Genomic DNA, 5,099 nt, shown 5'->3' with positions numbered 1-5,099 from the left:
GCGCCATGTACCTCCAAGACACGATGCAGCGCATCAGCGACGCCGGAATTGCCAACAGTTCGGCGCGCCTGCTCCCCTCGTCGACCGGAGGCCCGGCCGGACGACCCGCCGCCCGGCGCCGCACCCGGGGGGCGGGCACCTCGGCCGCGGCCGGCTCGGCGGCGAAATCGGCCACCGGCGCCTCGGGCTGCTCCTGAGCGGAGAGTACGAATACCGCACCCGCACTGTCGGCGGCCGGCGCGGAGGTCGAACGGGCGACCCGGCGACGGCCCCGGCGAGCACCGGCAGGCGCATCCGCGGGCGCGGACTGCGCGACCGGTTCCGCCGACTCGGGGGCGGCGGTCTCCGGTGTCGCCGGCGACGTCACCCCGTTGGCGGTCGACGCGGCGGCGGCCGCGCCGTTCTCTGCCACACCGTTCTCCGCCGCCACGGCGGTTTCCGGGGCGGACGGCTCCCGGACGGCGGTTTCCGGAACGGCGGATTCCGCGGCGACGGCATCCGGTACGGCGGTTTCCGTGGTGACGGCATCCGGGACGGCGTCGACGGCCGGCTCCGGAGTGACCGACGATTCCGCCGGGGCGGTCGTCGCGGCTTCCGCGTCCGCCGGGGCGGCCTCGGGCTCCGGGGCGGCCTCGGTAGCCGCCGGGGCGGCCTCGGTATGCGCGCCGCTCCCGTTGCGTTCGGCAGCCGGACGGTCGGCGGAGGAACCCGCGGCCCCGGCGGAGCGGCGGACCCGGCCCCGGCGGCGACGCGGCTCCGGAGCCGGTTCGGCCGCGGCCTCGGCGGCCGGTGCCGACCCCGTACCGGTCTCCGCGGTCTCCGAAGCGGTCGCGGACGCCGCGGCCTGCTGCCCGGCCGTCTCCGTGGACCCGTCCGCGTCGTCGCCGTGATGGGAGGCCATCGCCAGCGCCACCGGATGCGCGCGCTTGGCCGCCGCGTCCTCCTCGGACACCTCGGCGGGCGGGGCGGGCGCCGGGGCCTGCGCGGCCGGAGCCGGAGCGGACTTGTCGCGGCCCCGGCGGCGCCGCGACCCCGATTCGCGGCCGCGACCGCCGCCGTCCTCCGAGCCGGCGGTCTCCACCGGGTAGCTGTGCACCAGGATGCCGCGGCCGTGGCAGTGCTCGCAGGTGCTGGAGAACGCCTCCACCAGCCCGGTCCCCAGTTTCTTACGGGTCATCTGCACCAGGCCCAGCGAGGTCACCTCGGAGACCTGATGCCGGGTGCGGTCACGGCCCAGCGCCTCGGTGAGACGCCGAAGTACCAGGTCGCGGTTGGATTCGAGGACCATATCGATGAAGTCGACCACGATCATGCCGCCGATATCGCGCAACCGCATCTGCCGCACGATCTCCTCCGCGGCTTCCAGGTTGTTGCGGGTGACGGTCTCCTCCAGGTTGCCGCCGCCGGAACCGGTGAACTTGCCGGTGTTGACGTCGACCACCGTCATGGCTTCGGTGCGGTCGATCACCAGGGTGCCGCCCGAGGGCAGCCACACCTTGCGATCGAGCGCCTTGGCGAGCTGTTCGTCGATCCGGTAGGTCTCGAACACATCCGCGGCGGTGCTGTCGTGCCGGGAGACCCTGGCCAGCAGATCGGGCGCGACGGTGCCGATATAGCTCTCGACCGTGTTCCACGACCGCTCGCCCTCGATCACCAGTTTCGAGAAATCCTCGTTGAACAGGTCACGGACCACCTTGACCAGGAGGTCGGGCTCCTCGTAGAGGGTCTTCGGCGCGTTCGACTCACCGTCGGCGGCCGCGGTGATCGTGCGCCACGCGGCCTGCAGCCGTTCGACGTCGCGGGTCAGTTCGGCTTCGCTGACCCCCTCCGACGCGGTCCGGATGATGACGCCCGCGTCCGCGGGCACGATCTCGCGCAGGATCTCCTTGAGACGTTTGCGCTCGGTATCGGGCAGCTTGCGGCTGATCCCGGTGGAGGTGCCGCCCGGGACGTAGACCAGGAACCGGCCGGCCAGGCTGATCTGCGTGGTCAGCCGGGCGCCCTTGTGCCCGACCGGATCCTTGCTCACCTGGACCAGCACCTGATCGCCGGGCTTGAGGGCCTGCTCGATCTTGCGTTCCCTACCGCCGAGCCCGGCGGCCTCCCAGTTCACCTCACCCGCGTACAGCACACCGTTGCGCCCGCGGCCGATATCGACGAACGCCGCCTCCATACTGGGCAGCACGTTCTGGACCTTGCCCAGGTAGACATTGCCGACCATGGATGCCGAACCGGTGCTGGTGACGAAATGCTCGACCAGGATCTTGTCCTCGAGCACCGCGACCTGGGTGGCCGCCGGATGTCCGGGGAACTCCTTCTCCCGAACCACCATCACCCGGTCCACGGCTTCGCGCCGGGCCAGGAATTCCGATTCGGTGAGGATGGGAGGACGGCGCCGACCGGCCTCGCGACCGTCGCGGCGGCGCTGGCGTTTGGCCTCCAGCCGGGTGGACCCGCTGATGCCCTGGACCTCGTCGGAGGAGGACGAGCGGCTGCGGGTCTTGTTCCGGGGTTCGCGCTCGTGGACGACCGTATTGGGCGGATCGTCGTCGGCGGACTCAGATTCACCGGACTCCCCCGCGACCTTGCGCCGGCGGCGCCGGCGACGACGACGGGTGCCGCCACCGTCGGCATCGTCACCGCTACCGGACTCGTCGGCGGCCGACTCGTCGGCTTCCCCGGCGGCCTCGTCGTCTTCCGATATTCCGGGCTTGTCGTCGGAGTCGTCGGCGGAATCGCCCTCCGACTCCGCACCCTCGGCATCGGTATCGCCTTCGGACTGCTGTTCGCCCCGGCCCCGGCCCCGGCCGCGACGACCCCGGCGGCGGCGCCGCGGCTGGTCGTCGGAATCGCCGTCACCGCCCTGCTCGGACTGGTCGTCGGCACCGGAATCGGTTTCGGCGTCGGTTTCGGTTTCGGGTTCCGGCTTCGGCTTCGGCTCGGGCTCCTGCTCGGCCTTCCGGCGCCGGCGCAACTCCTGCACCGCCGCGGCGTCCGGCGAGAGGAACAGCGGGGCCGCCACGACCGCCGATTCGAAGACCACGGCCTCGGCGGCCACGGGTGTCTCGGGCACCGGGCTCGCGAACAGGCTCGCCGCCGAGGTGAACGCGGGCGGCGGCGGAGCGGCCGGGGTGTCCGCGGCGCCGGGCGCGGCGGGTTCGGATGCCGCCGAGCCGGTGGCGGGCGGCCGGGATTCGGTATCGGCGCGGCGGTCGGCCGGGGCGGCCGTGCCGGTGGTGGCGGTGGCCGGCTCGGCGACCGGCTGCCCGGGCACCTCCACGGCGGGCGCCGGGGTGCCGGCGGCGGGGGAATCCTGCTCGGACCCGGCCTCCCGCGCCGGGGCGGCCGTGCCGATGCTCGGGATTTGCCCGGAACCGGAACCGGGCCCACCGGCGGAGGTCTCCGCCGTGGCCTCGCCCGGCGCGGTATCGGCGGCGGACGCGCTCTCGGCGGCTCCGGCGTCGAACAGGCCCGGTTCGGTGGGAGTGAGGTTGGGGGTGGTCAGCGATTCGCGGACCGATTCCGCGACGGCCCGGTCCACGCTCGACTGCGGACTACGAGCTTCCGTCCCCAGTTCGCTGAGTTTGGCCAGGATGCGCTTACTGGTCACGCCCAGACGCTTGGCGAGGGCATGTACTCGGATTCGCTCCGGCAAGTGATCGTCGTCCTGTGATGTTGTGTCCAGCGGCTCTTGATCGGCCACGAAGTCTCCTCGGGCCCCCGGGCGCGTTCCTCATCGAGTGACGCGGCCGTCGCGGGGGCGCTATCCGTCTGCCTCGCACGGTCGGCACGAGGTCAATGGTCTCGCCCCGCGTGCCCGGTTATCTCCACTATCGAACGTCGGACGGGCTAACTGGCCACGCGGCGCCTGGCATATGGCTGAACTCCGCGGGGCGAGCACTCGTCCAGCGCGCCGGGCAGACGCGGCCGAGGTTTCCGGCCGTACGTCCGCGGCAGCGATGGCGGCATCGTTCCGCAGCGTGTCATCCGGCCGAACCCACTGTCGAGTACGGCCGGGTACCAGTATCCCACACCGTGCGCCAAGTGTTCGCCATGGCGCTGCGCGAGGCACTCGCACGGGACCCGCCGGCCCCTCACCGGGCAGTGATCAGAGGGGGAATTCGGGGAACCAGAGCGCGATTTCACGCTTGGCGGAGTCGGGCGAGTCCGATCCGTGGACCAGATTCGATTGGGTCTCGAGGGCCAGGTCACCGCGAATACTGCCGGGCACGGCCTTCTCCACCGGATCGGTACCGCCGGCCAGCTGCCGGAACGCCGCGATGGCACGCGGCCCCTCGAGCACGGCGGCCACCACCGGGCCGGAGGTGATGAACTCGATCAGCGAACCGAAGAACGGCTTCTCGGCATGCTCGGCGTAGTGGGCGCCGGCCAGTTCCTCGGAAACCTGCTTGAGCTCCAGGGCCGCGATGGAGAGGCCCTTCCGCTCGACCCGGCTCAGCACCTCGCCGACATATCCGCGAGCCACGCCGTCCGGTTTGATCAGAATCAATGTCTGCTCTGTCACGCGGTCAGCCTAACCAGACTGGCCCCGCGGCCCGCAGCCGCCCGCCCCGCCGTGCGGAACGGATCACCTCGGCGCGCCGCCGCCGGTCCGCTGACTCGGCAGCGACCCCTCCTCCAGCCGCCGCTTCACATCCGCCCGCAGCAGCAGGATGAAGGCCCACACCAGGATGAAGACGACACCGATCACCGCGATCGAGATGTGGAACACCCCGCCGATCAGCACCAGCACCTGCAGACCCAGATTGAACGGGATCGCCCACGACCGCCGCTGCAGTCCCGCACCGGCGAACATCACCACCGCCAGGGCCACCAGGTAGGTGCCCGACACCCAGGTGACGCCACCGGCGATATCGGCGACCACCGGCAGTGCCAGCAGTACCGTGATCGCCTCCAGTACCAGCGCCCCTGCCATCACTCCCCGCAGCCCTTTCCAGGGGTCGGGAGGTGCCGGGACCGTAGGTTGGTCGGCGCCGTCGCCCGGCTGGCTCATAAGCGATCCTTATCGTCGGCGGCGCCTCCGGCGCCGCGGGTTCGGGGCCCCCTGATGTCTCGGTTCTTCACTCCTGCGCTCAGTC

Annotated in this window: 3 protein-coding genes; all 3 read right to left on the bottom strand. The window is 71.9% G+C overall.

Features of this window, described 5'->3' with window-relative positions; translation table 11 throughout:
• A partial coding sequence (locus ACWDU1_RS29340) for a translation initiation factor IF-2 N-terminal domain-containing protein (protein WP_450003414.1) occupies positions 1-3,703 on the bottom strand: 3,703 nt, incomplete at its 3' end.
• Between the two features lie 405 nt (positions 3,704-4,108).
• Positions 4,109-4,525 carry a nucleoside-diphosphate kinase gene (gene ndk / locus ACWDU1_RS29335; RefSeq protein ID WP_450003413.1) on the bottom strand — a complete coding sequence of 139 codons (417 nt, stop codon included), beginning with the start codon at positions 4,523-4,525 and terminating at the stop codon, positions 4,109-4,111.
• Between the two features lie 63 nt (positions 4,526-4,588).
• A complete protein-coding gene (locus ACWDU1_RS29330; protein ID WP_450003411.1) occupies positions 4,589-5,014 on the bottom strand; it encodes a DUF4233 domain-containing protein in 426 nt (141 codons plus the stop codon).
• Between the last annotated feature and the right edge of the window lie 85 nt (positions 5,015-5,099).

This window comes from Nocardia sp. NPDC003345 (genome assembly GCF_053589395.1).
The sequence above is the reverse complement of the archived record's forward strand: the minus strand, read 5'-3'. Positions and strand labels throughout refer to the sequence as shown.